The organism is Acinetobacter sp. UBA5984 (assembly GCF_002429925.1).
Lineage (GTDB): Bacteria > Pseudomonadota > Gammaproteobacteria > Pseudomonadales > Moraxellaceae > Acinetobacter > Acinetobacter variabilis.
Window position 1 is genome coordinate 17,740 of sequence record NZ_DJBE01000002.1, and the last position, 15,522, is coordinate 33,261.

At 43.9% G+C, this 15,522-nt stretch carries 16 protein-coding genes and 1 pseudogene; 13 read left to right on the forward strand and 4 right to left on the reverse strand.

Going from position 1 to position 15,522, the window contains the following annotated elements:
- Positions 1–7 precede the first annotated feature (7 nt).
- From B3J29_RS00170 to B3J29_RS00210, 9 genes and pseudogenes are all read left to right on the forward strand, one after another.
- The gene (locus B3J29_RS00170) at positions 8–622 is read left to right on the forward strand and encodes a CoA pyrophosphatase (RefSeq protein ID WP_004783401.1); all 615 of its coding nucleotides are present in this window, start codon (positions 8–10) and stop codon (positions 620–622) included.
- 14 nt (positions 623–636) lie between these two features.
- Entirely contained in the window at positions 637–1,167 is a 531-nt protein-coding gene (locus tag B3J29_RS00175) for a gamma carbonic anhydrase family protein (RefSeq protein WP_286964106.1), read from the forward strand.
- A 140-nt stretch (positions 1,168–1,307) separates the two neighbouring features.
- Positions 1,308–1,973 carry a tRNA (adenosine(37)-N6)-threonylcarbamoyltransferase complex dimerization subunit type 1 TsaB gene (tsaB, locus tag B3J29_RS00180; RefSeq protein WP_214001556.1) on the forward strand — a complete coding sequence of 222 codons (666 nt, stop codon included), beginning with the start codon at positions 1,308–1,310 and terminating at the stop codon, positions 1,971–1,973.
- 16 nt (positions 1,974–1,989) lie between these two features.
- Positions 1,990–2,814: an undecaprenyl-diphosphate phosphatase gene (locus B3J29_RS00185; RefSeq protein ID WP_034170618.1), complete on the forward strand. Its 825-nt coding sequence runs from the start codon at positions 1,990–1,992 to the stop codon at positions 2,812–2,814.
- A complete protein-coding gene (locus B3J29_RS00190; protein WP_034170619.1) occupies positions 2,808–3,626 on the forward strand; it encodes a class I SAM-dependent methyltransferase in 819 nt (272 codons plus the stop codon). The genes B3J29_RS00185 and B3J29_RS00190 overlap by 7 nt, the downstream gene beginning before the upstream one ends.
- 124 nt (positions 3,627–3,750) lie before the next feature.
- A complete protein-coding gene (locus tag B3J29_RS00195) occupies positions 3,751–5,151 on the forward strand; it encodes a C13 family peptidase (RefSeq protein ID WP_034170620.1) in 1,401 nt (466 codons plus the stop codon).
- Positions 5,152–5,190: 39 nt separating this feature from the next.
- Entirely contained in the window at positions 5,191–6,027 is an 837-nt protein-coding gene (fghA, locus tag B3J29_RS00200; RefSeq protein ID WP_005234179.1) for an S-formylglutathione hydrolase, read from the forward strand.
- A 160-nt stretch (positions 6,028–6,187) separates the two neighbouring features.
- Positions 6,188–6,440 (forward strand): annotated as a pseudogene (locus tag B3J29_RS00205) (DUF898 family protein); the annotation flags it as partial.
- Positions 6,400–7,398, forward strand: coding sequence for a M48 family metallopeptidase (locus tag B3J29_RS00210; RefSeq protein WP_005234189.1), 999 nt, complete (start codon positions 6,400–6,402; stop codon positions 7,396–7,398). The pseudogene B3J29_RS00205 and the gene B3J29_RS00210, both read left to right, overlap by 41 nt.
- Positions 7,399–7,442: 44 nt before the next feature.
- Here the strand turns inward: B3J29_RS00210 and B3J29_RS00215 are convergent, their stop codons facing one another.
- The gene (locus B3J29_RS00215; protein ID WP_286964107.1) at positions 7,443–7,721 is read right to left on the reverse strand and encodes a DUF2218 domain-containing protein; all 279 of its coding nucleotides are present in this window, start codon (positions 7,719–7,721) and stop codon (positions 7,443–7,445) included.
- A 131-nt stretch (positions 7,722–7,852) separates the two neighbouring features.
- Between B3J29_RS00215 and rpe the strand changes: the two genes are divergently transcribed.
- The 4 genes from rpe (at position 7,853) to B3J29_RS00235 (ending at position 10,589) form a co-directional block, all read left to right on the forward strand.
- Positions 7,853–8,488 (forward strand): ribulose-phosphate 3-epimerase, encoded by a 636-nt coding sequence (rpe, locus tag B3J29_RS00220; RefSeq protein ID WP_286964108.1) that lies wholly within the window; start codon positions 7,853–7,855, stop codon positions 8,486–8,488.
- Between the two features lie 523 nt (positions 8,489–9,011).
- Positions 9,012–9,329, forward strand: a complete 318-nt coding sequence (gene sugE, locus B3J29_RS00225; RefSeq protein ID WP_034170625.1) for a quaternary ammonium compound efflux SMR transporter SugE — start codon at positions 9,012–9,014, stop codon at positions 9,327–9,329.
- Positions 9,330–9,398: 69 nt separating this feature from the next.
- Positions 9,399–9,881, forward strand: a complete 483-nt coding sequence (locus tag B3J29_RS00230) for a methylated-DNA--[protein]-cysteine S-methyltransferase (RefSeq protein ID WP_034170626.1) — start codon at positions 9,399–9,401, stop codon at positions 9,879–9,881.
- A gap of 33 nt (positions 9,882–9,914) precedes the next feature.
- Positions 9,915–10,589, forward strand: coding sequence for a nuclease-related domain-containing protein (locus B3J29_RS00235; protein ID WP_286964109.1), 675 nt, complete (start codon positions 9,915–9,917; stop codon positions 10,587–10,589).
- Positions 10,590–10,609: 20 nt separating this feature from the next.
- On the opposite strand, the gene B3J29_RS00240 is transcribed toward B3J29_RS00235, so the two are convergent.
- From B3J29_RS00240 to paaZ, 3 genes are all read right to left on the reverse strand, one after another.
- Positions 10,610–11,545, reverse strand: coding sequence for a tRNA dihydrouridine synthase (locus B3J29_RS00240; RefSeq protein WP_286964111.1), 936 nt, complete (start codon positions 11,543–11,545; stop codon positions 10,610–10,612).
- Between the two features lie 198 nt (positions 11,546–11,743).
- Positions 11,744–13,183 carry a spinster family MFS transporter gene (locus tag B3J29_RS00245; RefSeq protein ID WP_286964112.1) on the reverse strand — a complete coding sequence of 480 codons (1,440 nt, stop codon included), beginning with the start codon at positions 13,181–13,183 and terminating at the stop codon, positions 11,744–11,746.
- 205 nt (positions 13,184–13,388) lie between these two features.
- The gene (gene paaZ, locus B3J29_RS00250; protein WP_286964114.1) at positions 13,389–15,500 is read right to left on the reverse strand and encodes a phenylacetic acid degradation bifunctional protein PaaZ; all 2,112 of its coding nucleotides are present in this window, start codon (positions 15,498–15,500) and stop codon (positions 13,389–13,391) included.
- Between the last annotated feature and the right edge of the window lie 22 nt (positions 15,501–15,522).

The window sequence follows — 15,522 nt, forward strand, 5'->3', positions numbered from 1 at the left end:
TGAATGAATGGATGAGCTGGGATTAATACAACGCTTGCAGAAACATTTACGATTTTCCAAACGGATTCAAACTGCACAGGCTGCTGTATTAATTGCGATCACAGATGAAGCTGATCCCAAAGTTTTGCTGACACGCCGTTCAGCTTATATGAATAATCATGCAGGGGAAGTCTCTTTTCCAGGTGGTAAACGCGACCCTCAAGATACCAGTAATATTGTAGTGGCTTTGAGAGAGGCGTATGAGGAAACGGCGCTTAATCCATTTGATGTGCATCTGATCGGGGATCTCCCGATGCAAAAGGCACGTAACGGGATGCTGGTTAAGCCTGTGGTCGGTTTAATTCCGCCTACCATTCAACTCATTCCTCAGCCGACAGAAATTGACCGGATTTTCTTTGCTTCCTTACAGCATTTGCTGGAAGCTCAGCCCATGCCTTATGAAGTACGGTTTGCCCAGCAGTCCCTATATTTCCCAAGTATGCGGGTGGAAAATGAGATTGTCTGGGGACTGACCGCACGTATGCTGATTTCACTATTTCAGTACGGGCTGGACTATAAAAAAGATTGGCCATTTTTACTTAATTCACCTGCGTTTAAACGCTCAAAATTTTTTAACCGTTGAACAGGATTTCAGCCATGTTATATCAATTTCAGGGACATTCACCAAAAGTAACGCATCAGCCATGGGATGGTTGGGTGGCACCTACAGCGACAGTCATTGGACAGGTCGAATTGGGCAAGCAGGTGAGTGTCTGGTTTGGTGCCGTCGTTCGCGCCGATAACAGCAAAATCCGTTTAGGTGACTTCACCAATGTTCAGGAAAATGCAGTGCTACATACCGATGCTGGCATTGAAATGAACATCGGGAATTATGTGACCATTGGTCATCAGGCCATGCTGCATGGTTGCACCATTGGCGATAATAGCCTGATTGGAATTCAAGCAGTGATCTTAAATCATGCCGTGATTGGCAAGAATTGTATTATTGGTGCCAATGCCCTGATTCCAGAAGGGAAAGTAATTCCTGATAATTCGGTGGTGATGGGCTCACCAGGCAAAGTCGTGAAAACTTTAGATGATGCCAATATTCAAAAACTGAAAATGAGTGCCATGCACTATGCTGAGCATTTCCAGAAATTTCAGGATATGGAAGAAGTACAGCTTTAGGCTGTTATCTGAATAATGTCCTCAGTTAAGCCTAGAATTTTCTAGGCATTTTTGTATCTGGCTTGGGAAAATCTCGCCTAGAAGATATGAGTGGAGTATTATATTCGACGTTTTTTATATTCTCTGAATTAAGGTTGTGCATGAAAGTGCTGGCATTGGAAACTGCCAATGAGCAGTGTTCCGTCTCTGTGATCGATGATACTCAAGAACTATTTTTTCAGCTTGATGCGCGCGCCAAGGCACAAACGCAAACCATTCTTCCAATGATTGAACAAGGTCTCAATGATTTAGGCTGGGCTGTGTTTGATTTGACAGCGATTGCCTTTAGTCGTGGCCCGGGATCGTTTAGTGGTGTTCGTATCAATGCGGCTGTAACTCAAGCTTTGGCTTGGTCAAATGATCTGCCTGTAATTCCGGTATCCACTTTACAGGCTTTGGCGCAAGCGGCATATCGTTTGCATGGTTTAACTGCAGTAACTGCAGTACTGGATGCACGGATGAATGAAGTCTATGTCGCCAGTTATCAGTTAGATGCTCAAGGGATTATGCAGGCTGTTGATGAAGAACAGCTTTTGAGTTATGAACAAGGTGCTGAAGCAGTTAAATTTACTGTGGTGGGTTCAGGTGCCAATCTAGTTCAAGAAACAGCATCCGAATATAAAAATGTCAGTGCAACAGCACAGGATATTGCCATGATTGCGCGTGCAGCAGCAAAAACAGAAAATTGGGTCAGTGCAGAATTGGCACTTCCGGTATATTTACGTGATAACGCATGGAAAAAAATTCCAGAACAAGTCAAAGCATAATTAATCAGGATTAAGCATGGATCTTTTACTGCTGCTGAAAGCAGCAATTATGGGTATTATTGAAGGTATTACCGAGTTTTTGCCTATTTCCAGTACTGGGCATCTGATTTTGGCTTCAGAATTAATGAATTTCTGGACCAAAGAAAAAAGCGATGTTTTTGTCGTCGCAATTCAGATGGGGGCAATTGCCGCGGTTATTTATGAATATTGGGCACGGCTTTGGGGTGCAGCAACTGGGATCGTAAGTGGTGAACCGCAAGGACGCCGTTTAGGGATTGGCCTGATTCTGGCCTCTATTCCCATTGTGCTGATTGGCCTGACCCTAGGGCAAACCGTAAAAGAGCTGCTATTCAATAATATTGCGATTGCCATTGGCTTGATCGTTGGTGGTCTGATCATTATCTGGATTGAAAAGAATCCACCTAAGGTGCGTGCCCAGGAAGTTGAAGATCTGACCGTAAAAGATGCGATCTGGATTGGTCTGATTCAGGTCTTATCCCTAATACCCGGAACTTCACGTTCAGGTGCGACCATTATTGGGGCGATGTTCCTTGGCGTATCACGTAAGGCTGCAACTGAATTTTCATTCTTCTTGGGGATTCCGGTCATTATCGGTGCAGGCCTGCTCGATCTTTATCAAAGCTATGATGTTTACAGTACCACAGAAGACTGGACAGTTCTGGCAGTCGGTATCATCGTATCGTTCATCTCGGCACTTTTATTAATCCGTGCCTTGGTAGCCTATGTGGCAAAACGTGATTTCATGGTTTTTGCCTGGTATCGCATTGCCTCAGGTTTACTGATTTTATTATTTGCCTTTACAGGTTGGAGATTATGGTAAGCACGATTCGCTTATATACCGAATCTGAGTATCAAGAGAAAGCACAGCACTTCGAGGCTGTGCTTTCTTCTCGTGATGTAGAGGTTAGCATTGAGGTTATTGAAAAGCTGAATGCACGTTTCTTGCGTTTACATCCCGAACTGGCGCTGTGTGTTGATGCTGACGGCCTATGGCTCTGTGCCAATGGCATGAAAATGCAACCAGATTGGCAAGCAGAAGTAGGGCGCTTAAAACGTGCCTCTTTAAAATCGGAAATGATTGCTCGTGCTTGTAATTTGGGAGAAAAGCCGACTCTTGTCGATGCGACAGCTGGTCTAGGTCATGACAGTCTGTTGATGGCACATTTGGGTGCTCAGGTCACCTTGGTCGAACGACATCCTATTTTATTTACCCTGCTTGAAGACAGTCATCACCGAGCGAAAAAGGATACTTTTCTAAGTTCGGTGGTTAAGCGGATTCATCTGGTTTTTTCAGATTCTGCAGACTATCTGAAATCACAGGCTGAGCAGAATGCGGTCGTCGATGTGGTTTATCTGGACCCGATGTTTCCACAACGTGACCAGAACCAGCAGGCACCGAAAAAGCAGGCACAGGTGAAAAAACAAATGCAGTTATTACATCTGCTTTTACCTGAAGATGGTGAAATGGATCTGGGAGATAATCTCTTAGAATTGGCACAAAAAATTGGCAAGCGGGTGGTGGTGAAACGTCCTCGTTTGGCCGTATTTTTAGCTGGAAAAGAGCCAAATCATCAATGGTCTGGTGATGCTTGCCGTTTTGATGCCTATTTTCAGCATGAACTGGTTACTTAATATGAGAATTGCTTCAAAATAGATCAAGGATTTGTTATATATTTAAAAATTGGCATTGATAAAACTTATATCAAGCATAAACTTATTAGGCACATTAGCGAGCCACTCATCTCCCTGAAATCATATGATCGACTTTAAACCCTCCATCAATTTTTGGCACGATTTTAAAAGCAACCAAATTGCCGGGATGTGGTTATTTCTGGGATCTCGGCGTTCGCTGCAACTGGTGCGTCCCTCTATTCTACAACTGGTGTTCTGGGGCATTTTGGGCGGCTGTGCTAATAGCCTGTTTAGCTGGCTCAGTTCCGGCCGCATGGGAGATTTTAACTCTCAAGGTCTGATCAGTTATGCACTTTGGCCCTTTATTGCCTTGATTGTCGGGATTTTCTTGTCCCAACGGGTGAATAATCCTCGTCTGATGCTGGTACCTGCATTACTCTGGCTAGTGCTGGATACACATATCATGCTGTTCCAGAGCCTGATCCAGTATCTGGGGGATCTGGATTATCTACCCTATATTTTCTACGCCTATATTCCGACCCTATTTGTCATGCTGTTTGTCTGGCAAAGTCTGGCTGTGGTCTGGGTAATTTCACGTGAATTAAAATGGCCGTGGTGGGAACGGGCACTGATTATGCTGGCCACCCTGTTTACTTTGGTGGTGTGGCAGATTTCGGTGAAAGATCAGCCCATCTGGAAAGTTGAAGAAATTCCACCAAGTTTTGCTGAAGATGCTTTCTATACTCAGCCGATCTTGCTGAACAAGGCACTAGATGCAATTGAATATGGCGAATTTGCACAATCGCACTGGTACTTCATGGGCGTCGCTGGCGCCAGTTATCAGGATGTGTTCTATTCAGAAATAGAGCGGATTAAAAAGCAGTTTGATACCCGATTTGGGACTTTCGGCCGTTCGATTATGCTGGTAAATCATCCAGCAACACGGACTGAAATTCCGCTTGCTTCTAAAACCAGCATGGAACTGGCCTTGCGTCGTATTGGTCAGCAGATGAACCGGGAAAGTGATGTGCTGTTTCTGTATATGACCTCACATGGCTTGCCAAATGAATTTGAAATGGAAAATGCACCGCTAGACCTGGCATCAGTTGATCCAAAATGGTTGCGTGATACTTTGGATGCCTCAGGTGTGCGCTGGCGAGTGATTGTTATTTCTGCCTGTTTCTCAGGTAGTTTCGCTTCGGCTTTGCAGAATGATAATACCTTGATCATTACTGCTTCTGCTGCTGACCGTCAGTCATTCGGTTGTTCGAACGAAGCTGACTATACTTATTTCGGTCGTGCTTTCTTTGATGAGGCCATGCGTGAAAATAACAGTCTGAAAGCCTCTTTTGAGCAGGCCAAGACTACAGTGGCTAAATGGGAAGCAGCTCAGGGATTTGAACCGTCAGAACCACAATGGGTGATTGGCAAAAACATGGAATTGATGTTGCCACAACTAGAACAGCGTCTTTTCCCTCCAGCGACGACCACTTCAGCATCTCCGTCTGTCGCTTTGGCTCCATAAACCAATCTACAACTTTAGAAAATAGAAAAAGGAATGATGATGGAACTGGTACAGAATAATCGAAGCTTTGAGGGTGAACAGCGGATTTATAGCTTTGAGTCTAAAATATTAAAAAAACCAACCAGATTTGGCATCTTCCTGCCGCCACAAGCTCTGGAAGGCCAAAATTGCCCGGCTTTATTCTATTTAGCTGGCCTGACCTGTACTGAAGAGACTTTTGCAATCAAGGCACATGCCCAGCGTCTGGCTGCCCAGCTTGGCCTGATTCTGATTACACCAGACACTTCACCACGTGGAGATGATGTTGCCAAAGGGGATCACTGGGATATCGGGCAGGGCGCTGGCTTTTATATCAATGCCACTCAAGCACCGTGGGCTGAACATTATCAGATGGAAAGCTTTATCGTCGATGAGTTGTATGAACTGGTGTGTGAAGAGTTTGTAGTGCAGGCAGATAAGATCGGGATTTTCGGTCATTCCATGGGTGGACATGGTGCTTTAACTTTGGCTTTTAAATACCCGGAAAAATTCTGTTCAGTTTCAGCATTCGCACCGATTTGTGCACCAAGCCAATGTCCATGGGGTGAAAAAGCATTCTCAAATTATCTGGGCGAAAACCGTGAAGAATGGTTGAAGCATGATGCAACTGCGCTGGTTCAGGAAAAAGGTGCACTATTTAGCGATATCCTGATTGATCAGGGTTTTTCTGATCAGTTCTATAGCCAGCTGAATCCGGCGTTATTTCAGCAAGCTTGTGATGCCGTGAACCAGAAATTAACCTTACGTGAACATCAGGGTTATGATCATGGTTACTATTTTATTCAAAGCTTTGTAGATGACCACCTACAATTCCATGCCGTGCAATTAAATCCATAAGCCAAGCAGCAAAAGCGAAGCAAATTTAAAAGTACAATGAAACTCCAAGAATAGGTCATATTTTTGGAGTTTTTTATATGAATATCAAATAAATATAATAAAAATGACATATAAGTTGCTATTCAAAAATCAGGTAGAACCAGTTGCAGTTAAGAACACGATGCACAATAAGCCTGAACCAGAGATTGGACAGCCATCACCTTCACTAGAAAAACACAGCTTCAAATTTCATGGTAGTGCCACTGAATATTTTGGAATCTGGATGGTGAATCTGATGTTAACCATCATTACGCTTACTTTGTATAGCCCTTGGGCAAAGGCACGCCGTATCCGCTATTTCTACGGTAATACCCAATTGTTAAAAACATCGCTTTGACTTCATTGCCATGCCAAGCCGATATTGGCGGGGTCGGGGGGCGTAAACCGATTATCGAACTGCCTGAAGATCGCCGGATTGAATTTTTGACCAAAGCACCGCATTGGCTGAAGATTAAATCCAAAGAAATCTATCATGCCATATGGAAATTTGAACGTTCTCCACTCCTGATTTTCTTCTCGATGATTATCGTGATATGTGCGGTAATTTTTATTCTTAAATGGGGGATTCCTCATACCGCCCAGCAGCTCGCTCAATTACTTCCCGAACAGACCTTGATCGAGGTAGGAAATCAAACTGAGCAGAAATTAATTGAGCAAACTGAGTCATCCAAGCTCTCCGCAGAGCATCAAGCACGTCTAAAAAAATTGTACGAACAAAAAATTGCGGTAGGGCAACCTGCAAAGATTATTTTCCGTCAAGGTGGAGAAACTATGGGGCTTAATGCAGCAGCGATTCCAAACAATACTATTATTGTTACCGATGAACTGGTCAAGCTCAGCGGTGCAGATGAAGAAGTCCTTGCAGTACTGGCACATGAACAAGGTCATCTGGTGCAAAAACATAGTATGCAAAAAGTGATTTCCAACTTGAGTGCAGCAGGATTATTTGCCTTGGTAACGGGAGATTTAAGTGATGTGGTGGCGGCATCTATAGCGGTACTCGCCGATGCGGGATATTCACAGGCGCTTGAACTTGCTGCGGATGATTATGCCATGCAACATTTGCATCAACAGCAGATCTCCAGTATTCATTTGTCGAACTTTTTGCAGCGGGTGAAAAATGCCAGAATACTGGCAGAGGAATCACAAACCTTAAAAATGAAAAATTTCACTCTCAATATCGATGGAAAAGACCGGCACCTGACAGAAACTGAACTGAAATGGATTCGCCTGATCGGGAAGTTTAAAAAATATCTGGAATCACATCCCGAACTGGATAAAAGAATTAAACGGATTCATGCTTTTAATGAACAGGCGAATCATCATTTTTAGCTTCTGATCATTATTATGCTTTGATTATCAAGGATTTTTAGTGCTTATCTTTGCCAGTCGACAATCAGATTTTCCTGTCCCATACGGATCAGATGATCCAGCACTACATTTTCAAGTTTATTCAGGTCAGTGGAATCAGCATTGCTCTGAATCATTACGGTAAGATGATCTGCCTCGGGTGTCAGACTCACTTCTGCACTTGGAAAATGAATCAGGAAATTTTGTTCGGTTTCATCAATATTAAATTTATGTTTCCAGTGATTGGCCAGGCGTTTGGCAATTCGTGAAGCTTGTTGCATCTGGATATGGGCAATACTTTTCATCAGTTTTCTACACTATTCATCATTATCCTGTACTTTAAACCAAGCGGTGATGCTGGCATAAGCCTCAAAGCGTTACACAGCGTTTTAATCTTGCAACATCGAATCACAGTAGCCGGAGCGGATTTGATATAATGGGAAAAATCCAATTTCANNATGTACTTCAGGCCGGTGCAGACGTTGTGCATTTCGATGTTATGGATAATCACTATGTACCCAATTTAACCTTTGGCGCAGGTGTATGTAAGGCACTGAAAAAATATGGTATTCAGGCACCTATTGATGTGCATCTCATGGTGAAACCTGTAGATCGCATGATTGGTGACTTTCTGGAAGCAGGCGCAGATATTATTACGTTTCATCCGGAAGCATCTGATCATATTGACCGTTCTTTACAGTTGATCAAATCGGGTGGTGCTAAAGCCGGTCTGGTATTTAATCCAGCGACACCATTGCATTATCTGGATTATGTACTGGATAAGGTTGATCAGGTATTGCTAATGAGTGTGAACCCTGGCTTTGGTGGACAGAAATTCATTCCAATGACTTTGGATAAATTACGTCAGGCGCGCAAGATCATTGATGCTTCAGGTCGTGATATCCGCTTAGAAGTAGATGGCGGTGTGGGACCAGCAAATATTCGTGAAATTGCAGAAGCTGGTGCAGATATGTTTGTGGCCGGTTCAGCGATTTTTGGCAAGCCGGATTATAAAGCTGTGATTGATGAAATGCGTAGTGAGTTGGCTAAAGTCGGTCAAATCCAGCTTTAATCTCTAAAATGTTTAAGGTGCATAAATCTGTGGATAACTTTATGGATAAGTGTGTAGATATCTATGTTGATAACCATATGGATATGTTGCATATTTTGTAATCGTTTNNAAGGTTAATAATCAAGCCAAACAAAAAGTGATCAATAGGTCTTAGGTTTGTGTTTCATTGTGTAAGATCTCCACGCTATTTTTAAATTTAATTCATGTGCATAACTTAACAATATGGATTTATCCCTTGTTTGTTTTTCTTACTCAAGTTTCTGTAATGCCATAACACGATGTCCCATGTTGGCGTTCCTTAAGATAGGCTGAAATCTTCAGGTTGTCCTGAGCATTTGAGTAAGACATGGTTAATTTAATTCTCTTTCAGTCAAATTTTGTAAATGGCAGGTTGGTTTAACCGTTTGCTTTATAAAATGTCTATTTTTTAGGGGGAACGACCTCCCTTGTTGATTAAGTTTATAAAATTCAACAAGAAAAATCGTCAGGACGGCCTGACCCTGTTAATTAGGAGGAAGGCGATATGGCCTGGATTATACTTGTATTCGCTGGGCTATTTGAGATTGTCTGGGCCTATTCTATGAAGCTCTCAGAGGGTTTTACCAAACTCACGCCGAGTATTTTTACGATTGTTTTTATGGTGCTCAGTTTTGTATTGTTGGCCTATGCCATGCGTACTTTGCCTTTAGGGACTGCCTATACCATCTGGACGGGCATTGGCGCAGTTGGCTCATTTCTGGTCGGTGTTATAGTTTTAGGTGAACCTGCTTCTGCTATGCGTATGCTGGCTGCGGTGCTGATTATTTCCGGACTTGTTTTGATGAAATTATCCTCCTCCTAAGAGCTGTTGAGCAGTTCTGATTTCGAGTAAAATAAAAACTGGCAAGCTTGATTCTGTAGGAGTAGGGCCATGCAACTCAGTTATATTTATATGGACTCGCCTGTAGGGCAGTTGCAGCTGGTCGCCAATGAAACGGCGCTGGTAGCTGTACTCTGGGATTGTGAAAAACCGAATCGGGTCAGGTTGGCAACTCTGGTTGAAGATCCACAGCATCCCGTATTGATAGAAGCTCGGCGTCAGCTTCAGGAATATTTTGCCGGTCAGCGCAATGTTTTTGAGTTGCCTTTGGACTTTGCTGGTACAGATTTCCAGAAAAAAGTCTGGCAGGCTTTGCTGAATATTCCTTATGGACAGACCCGAAGTTACCGGGAAATCGCTGAACAGGTCGGTAATGTTAAAGCAGTACGCGCCGTGGGTGCTGCCAATGGTAAAAACCCGATCTCGATTATTGCACCTTGTCATCGGGTGATTGGCAGTAGCGGTAAGTTGGTAGGCTTTGCAGGCGGTCTGGATAAAAAAGAAATTCTGTTAAATATTGAGAGAACCCATTAAGATCAAAATCATAAAATTAATGAAAATTAAAATATGGACCTGTTCGCAACACAAATCTTAGGCCAACTCTGGTCCAGTTTATGGTGGGTTCTTCTACTTTTTATTGGTTTAATCGTATTTAAGTTATTTAAACTATTTTTAAAAGGGAAGCTGGGAGAATTCGCTGTTGCCACGCATGTCAAACTTTATCTGAAAGGCCCTGAGTATCAATTATTAAATGATTTGACTCTTCCGGATGGAGACTGGGGTACAACCCAAATTGATCACCTTTTATTAAGTCCTTATGGCCTGTTTGTGATTGAAACCAAAAACTATAAAGGCTGGATCTTTGGTGGCGAGCGACAAAAGACTTGGACGCAAAAACTTTATAAAAATAGCTATAAATTTCAAAATCCGATTCATCAGAATTATAAGCACATCAAAGTTCTGGAGCAGTTGCTGGCTGATATTATCGAGCCAGACCAGCTGCATTCTGTGATTGTATTTATGCCAGATGCGGTATTCAAAACCCCAATGCCAAATTATGTATTTCGAGGCGCAGGTTGGACAGATTATGTAAAAAGCTTTAATCAGCGAGTTATTTCTGATACCAAGATTAAACGTATCCAGATTCGTTTGGAGAAGGAAGTACTAGAAAAATCCTGGAAAACCAACCGTGAACATGTCGCAAATTTAAACAGGCGGCAATCCGAACAGAAAAGCCTTTGAATCATTCAAAGGCTTTTTTCTTAATTTTTCGAGGTTTTTAACTTTTCAGTAATTTCAACCAGCTGTTTAATCCGTTTGACCTCATCCCAGAGTGCTTTGGCTTCAGGATAATGCTTGGACATCATCCCCAGCCATTGTTTGTAACGGCCGACCATATTCATTTCCTTTTTATAGGAACCATTCAGGAAACGGATTTGCAGTTCAAGCAGCTCATTCCAGGTGATGAGCGGCTCATCAGAATTCTGGCGAATACATTGGGTCAGATCAGGTGTAGTGACTGCACCACGGCCAATCATCAGGTCTTCACAGCCTGATTCTAGCTGACATTGCTTTGCATCGGCATTGGTCCAGATTTCACCATTGGCAATGACATTAATTTTTAAGGCTTCACGGATCGGTTGCAGTTGGTCCCAAAAGGCTGGCGGAGTATAGCCATCGGCCTTGGTCCGCGCATGAACAGTGACCCAGGCCGCTCCAGCATCTTCAATGGCATGCGCATTTTCCATCATGAAGTTGCGATCCATATAACCCAGACGCATTTTCGCCGAAACCGGGATATGTGCGGGCACTGCATCACGAACAGCTTTGACCAATTCATAAACGACTTCAGGTTCATCTAGTAGTACTGAACCACCACGGTGACGGTTTACGGTTTTGGCTGGACAGCCGAAATTCATGTCAATTGCAGGCGCGCCCATAGCAGCGACTTTCACTGCATTGGCTGCCAGCATTTCCGGGTTATTTCCCAGAAATTGTACATGCACTGGCGTACCGGTAGCAGTTTTGCCCTCATTTAACAGTTCAGGGCAGTAGGTGTGATAGATATGATCTGGCAGCACCGAATCCGTGACACGAATAAACTCGGTTACACACCAGTCGAAGCTCCCGACGGATGTCAGTACATCACGCATAATCGGGTCAGTTAAGCCTTCCATGGGTGCAAGAACAAGTTTCAACGGTCAACACCTGTTAATTCGAAAAACGGTGTTATACGGCTTTTTGGTGGGAAAGTCCAGGCAGTTTAATTTTCATATGAATTGCAGAAAAAGATTAATCCTGAATGAGTACTTATTGAACTTTTGCTATCTAAATAAAAAAACCTTAAATCGGCTGATTTAAGGTCTGGATTTAAATCCTAAAAATCTAAGATTGTCTTAATCGACCAGTTTTTCGACTTTCATACTTTCACGATAATACTGACAGCCTTTATACAGCAGGAATACACCAATTAGGCCGGCTATCGCATTGACGATAGAAATCGAATTACCCACCATTAAGGTATTTTCATAATAACGGTCAGTAATCAGCGCCACCGCAGTTGTACCCACACCGAGTGCAATCAGGTTGGAAATTAGCAGGAATTTTGCTGATACCTGAGAGCGCAACTGGTTCGGTGTCAGCATCTGGGTAGCAGCGGCTGATGCCGGAATCGGGAAGGTGGAGAAGAACATCGCGACAAAGATCAATGCGAATGAAAGCTGCATATTGTTGACCTGAGTAAACAGCACACTTGGAATGATCAGGGCAGCACAGCCAATTGCACCGGCACGGATCGCTGCATCGCTATAGCCACGTTTAGAAAAGAAGTCGATGAGCCAGCCACAGAATAGAGCACCTGAAGTATTTGCGACAAGAATAATACTTCCAAGAATATATCCGGTCTGGCTTGCATCCAGGCCAAAATGACGCATGTAGTAGGCCGGTGCCCAGCCGAGCAGGGAATACAGCATCATGGTGTAGAAAGAGAAGCCAATAAAATGACAGAAGAAAGTTTTTTTATGGGTTTTGATAAAACCCATAGAATTTTTAAAAGATGCTTTAACTGCGACACCATTGGCATCCATTTTGAGGCCTTTACGTTCTGGTTCACGTACGGTCAGAATCATCAGTAAGGCCAGCAATACACCCGGTAAACCGACAATCATAAAGGTCAGTTGCCAGGTTTTGATCTCACCAATTACCGGTAAAGTAATGAAGCTGACATCCTTGAGCAGGCCAATCACATAACCACCGATTAGGAACGCCAGTCCTGAACCGATAAAGGCACCAATGGCATAAACACCCAGCGCACGGCCCAGTTTATGTTTAGGAAACAGATCCGCCACGATTGAGTAAAAAGCAGGAGAAAGTGCGGCTTCACCTGCACCGACACTGAGGCGAGCTAGGAACATCTGGATGAAGTTTTTGCTGAGACCGCAGGCTGCAGTTGCCAGACTCCAGAAAGCAATCCCGACCGAAATAATTTTCACACGGGATTTTTTATCGGCTAGTGCGGCAATTGGTACGCCCATAAATGCATAGAACAGAGAAAAGGCCAGCCCTTGTAACAGGCTGAACTGGGTATCACTCAGCATTAGGTCAGCCTTAATCGGTTCAATCATCAGGGATAGAATCTGACGGTCTACGAAAGACAGAATATAGGCCACCATACAAATGATCACCACATACCATTGATAGCTGCTACGTTCTGGAGCTGCTGGTGGAATTTCTGTAGCTACCTGTTCAAGGGTAGGCGTAGTAATTTTTAGATGAGAATCGAGTGGTTGGACATCATTGTCAACCTTGTCTATGACCATTGTTTTTTCATTCATCATGCAACATCCTGTGCAAGTTATAGTGATTGGTTTATTTGATACAAATTTAATTATTTTTATTTTTTAAATGTATCAATTAATCTAATCTAGGAGTAATTTGCACAGCCGTCAATATGTCTGGATTAAAAAGATACGATTATTTTTAAATGAATAAAAAAGGGAATCAAATGGATTCCCTTTTGCTTTAAGTATCTGAAAATAATGCTTAAGCGGCTTTTTCTACGAGAGTCAGAATGTCATAAGTCGCGACCAGTTCATTGCGCTGGTTTTTCACTTTGATGTCCCAGACCACAACACCATGCGGTTTTTGCTCATCACGCAGTGGTTTTGGTGTTTTCTGCTTGCAGGTCAGTTCTACCTGAATGGTATCATCAATTTTCACCGGTTCTACGAAGCGCAGGTTATCTATACCGTAGTTGGCAATGACAGGACCTGGAGCAGCATCAACAAACAGGCCAGCAGCGGCAGAAACAATGAAGTAACCATGTGCGACACGTTCACCGAACAAGGATTCTGCAGCCGCAATCTTGTCCATATGTGCATAGAAGTAATCACCACTCAAGCCACCAAAGTTGACAATATCAGCTTCAGTAATGGTACGGCGTGCAGTCAGCAGGCGCTCACCGATCCGCAGTTCGTCGAAAGATTTCTTGAATGGATGCACACGGTCTTCAAATACCTCCGCACCCGCGGTCCAGCTATGACCGACCTGAGTCAGCGCATTTGGTGAGCCTTGAATAGCAGTACGCTGCATATAGTGTTTCACTGCACGCAGGCCGCCGAGTTCCTCACCACCGCCAGCACGCCCCGGACCACCATGCACTAACAATGGGAGTGGTGAACCATGACCGGTACTTTCCTTGGCGCTCTCACGGTCCAGAATATGCACACGACCATGCCAAGGCGCGATCTTGCTGAGCAGCTGTTCAATATTTTCATCATGGTTACGCACAATTGAAGCAACCAGACTTCCTTCACCACGAGCTACTAATGTTGCCAGTTGTGACAAGTCACTATACGGCATCAGTGTAACTACTGGGCCAAAGGCTTCGATATTGTGAATCTGCTGGGCCTGAACTGGATCTTTACATAACAGCACTGTTGGTGGATAGAAAGCAGATTTTTCTGGGTGTGCGACCTGGATGCTAAAATCCTGGCGTAGGTGGCTACCCATGATGATTTCAGCTTCCTGTGCCAGTTGTTCTACCTTAGCAGCAACATCATGCTTCTGTTTAACGCTGGCCAGAGCACCCATGGTTACGCCGTCCTGTGCAGGATCACCGATGACTACTTTCTGTAGTTTTTCAGTCAGGCGTTGCTGTACAGTATCGAGTAATGCTGCTGGCACAAAGGCACGACGAATTGCAGTACATTTTTGTCCGGCCTTGGTCGTCATTTCACGGAAGACTTCACGTACAAACAAGTCAATGGTTTCATCGTTGGCTTGCTGGGTCAGGATGGCGCTGTTCACCGAATCGGCTTCCATGCTGAATGGAATGGAGTGGGCATTCAGGTGTGGATGTGCACGTAGTTTCTGGCCGGTAGCAGCCGAACCGGTGAAAGTAACGGTATCCTGTGCATTCAGGTGATCAAACAGGTTGTAAGTCTGTCCGCAGATCAGCTGCAGAGCACCTTCTGGCAGTAAATTACTGGCTAAAATGTCTTTAACGACTGCATGTGTCAGTTCTGCGCCTTCTGTTGCCGGTTTAACAATACATGGCACACCGGCTAGTAGAGTAGGTGCAATTTTTTCCAGCATACCCCAGATTGGGAAGTTAAATGCATTGATATGCACTGCTACACCGGCTTTTGGGCTCAGGATATGTTTGGCACCAAAGCAGCCCTGTTTGGATAGGGGAATCCAGGCATCTTCAACCAGTGCAGTTTCATCGCTGAGTTCACGGCGAACCAGACTTGAATAGGCAAACAGGGTGCCGATCCCACCTTCAATATCAATCCAGGCATCTTTGCGGGTACAGCCGGTTGCAGCTGCCAGGCAGTAATAATCTTCCTTACGTTCCAGTAAATATTGTGCCACCTGTTTCAGGGCATTGGCACGCTGGTGGAAAGTCCAGTGGGCAATGGCAGCCCCTTTCTGTTTGGCATATTGCACTACGTTATGCATGTCGATGCCGTGGCTGCTGACCTGATAAATCGCTTCACCACTAATGGCGTGATAGACCGTACGCAAGTCATTTTGTGCGCTATGTTCACCACCTAAAACCAGTGAACTCAATACTTTAACTTTAGTTGAATAATGCGCCTGTGTGTCGTCCTGAAGATCCGTGCTCTGGGTAGTGCTGTCCAGTTCCAACATTGTATAACTCCATTTATGATAC